The organism is Parolsenella sp. (assembly GCF_982402205.1).
This window is the reverse complement of the sequence record NZ_CEVYAT010000201.1, coordinates 1-1,954: the sequence shown is the minus strand read 5'-3', so window position 1 is coordinate 1,954 and position 1,954 is coordinate 1. Positions and strand designations below refer to the sequence as shown.

General features: G+C 69.3%; 1 protein-coding gene. It reads right to left on the bottom strand.

Translation table 11 applies throughout. The annotated features are described in order from the left end of the window. On the bottom strand, positions 1-1,954 hold a 1,954-nt coding region (locus AC1VTH_RS08015; RefSeq protein WP_481335638.1), incomplete at both ends, for a YidC/Oxa1 family membrane protein insertase.

Below are 1,954 nucleotides of genomic sequence, written 5' to 3'. Positions count from 1 at the left end.
AGCAGCTCGGCGCGCCCGGCGCGGGCGGCCTCGACGCCGGCCTCGTCGCCCTCGCGGGCGGCCTGGGCCTCGAGCACGAGGCCCAGCACGTAGCGGCCGGCCCTCTCGGCGCCCTGGCCCGGGAAGTACTGCATCTCGTCGCGCACGGCCTCGAGCCTCTCGCGCCACTCCCCGGGGTTGGCGACCATCCCGGCCACGACGTCTCCCAGCTGGTCGAGCTCAGACACCGCCAGCGAGCGGCCCACGCGGTTGCGCAGGGAGATGTCGGTGGGCTCGATGCCCAGGTCGCGCCAGTTGGGGTTCGTCTCCTTCATGGGGGTGTCGACGAACACGCAGGGCTTGAAGGCCACGAGCGCGAGCTCGCAGAACACGCTCGACCAGTCGGTCACGAGCACGTCGGCGTCGAGGATCGAGTCGGAGCTCGAGAAGTCCTGCTCGAACCACAGGTCCTCGGCCGGCACGTCGGCGTAGCGGGCCTGCAGCGACTCCCAGCGGGCGCGGTAGCGCTTGGTGTACTCGGGGTGCGGGCGCACCACGACCCTCCAGCCCCGGCCCAGCAGCGGGCGGATGACCTCGTCGGCGCACAGGTCGAGGATGTTGTCGGGCTGCCAGGACGGGGCGATGAGCACGCAGGGGCGGCCTGCGGAGGCGTGGGCGCGGGCGAGGTAGTCGGCCCTCTCCCGGTCGAGCAGGTCGTAGCCGCAGGCACAGAGCTCCCTGGGGGCGAGCCCGGCCTGGGCCTCGCGGGCGCGGGCCTCGCGCACCTGGTGGGGGCCCACGCAAAGCATCGCGTCGTAGTGGTCGAAGGCCTCCTCGTGGCTCACGAGGTGCAGGCTCGTGGGGTGGTGGAAGGCGTAGACGTAGCGCGTCGAGGGGCTCACGTAGGAGCGCTTGACGTAGAAGTTGTCGAGGTCGTCGAGGGTCATGACCACGACGTCGGCGTCCATCTTCATCATGAGGGTGATGAGGCGTTTGTCGCCCACGTAGTAGGGCACGACGCGCGGGTGGTCCTGGGCGAAGGCGAAGACCTGGTCATCGGGGTCGCCGGTGACGTAGTGCACCACGGCGTCGGAGTTCTCGAGCAGCCACCCCACCATGCCGCGGAAGTACTTCCAGAAGCCGGAGCGCTCGGAGTAGACCACGAGGTGCTTGCCCACGACCGAGAAGAAGCGGCGGACGTCGGCGCGCTCGCGGCGGGCGAGCGGGTCGGGGCGCCACCAGGGGCCCTTCCTGGCGCTGAGGCTGTTGAGCTCGTCGAGCTCGGCCTTGGAGGCCGCGAGGTCCTCGTAGTCGACGTACTTGGCCGGGCTGACGATCAGGTTACACAGGGCCTGGACCGCGACGGACAGCAGGTTGGAGCACACCCAGTAGAACGCCATGCCGCACGAGACGTAGACGCCCAGGAACAGCGACAGCGCGATGGACAGGCCGTTCGTGGAGTTCTTCTCGGCACGGGACTGCTCGCGCTGCAGCGGGTTGATGACGTTGGAGGCGCAGCCCATGACCACGGCGGAGAGGGCCGCGGCGACGGGCATCGCCCAGGAGGCGCCGCCGTCCTCGGCCGGCACCAGGCCCAGGAACTCGGTGCCCGCGGCGCCCGAGTCGGCGATGGCGTGGATGACGTCGACCAGGCCGAACAGGATCACGACCTGCACCGCCAGCGGGACGAGCGACAGCAGCGGGTGGTAGTGGTACTCGCGGTTGAGCTCGCTCTGGCGCTCGCCGATGCGCTCCTGGTCACCGAAGTACTTGACCTTGACGCGGTTGAGGGCGGGCATCATGCGAACCATGACGATGGAGTTCCACTGGCACCACAGCGACAGCGGCATGAGCACGAGCTTGGCGATGACGGTGAACAGCAGGATGGTGAGCCACCAGTTGCCCGTGAGCGAATAGCAGGGGCGCATGATGGCCATGAAGACGTCGGTGATCCAGGAAAACACGGTGCGGCTCC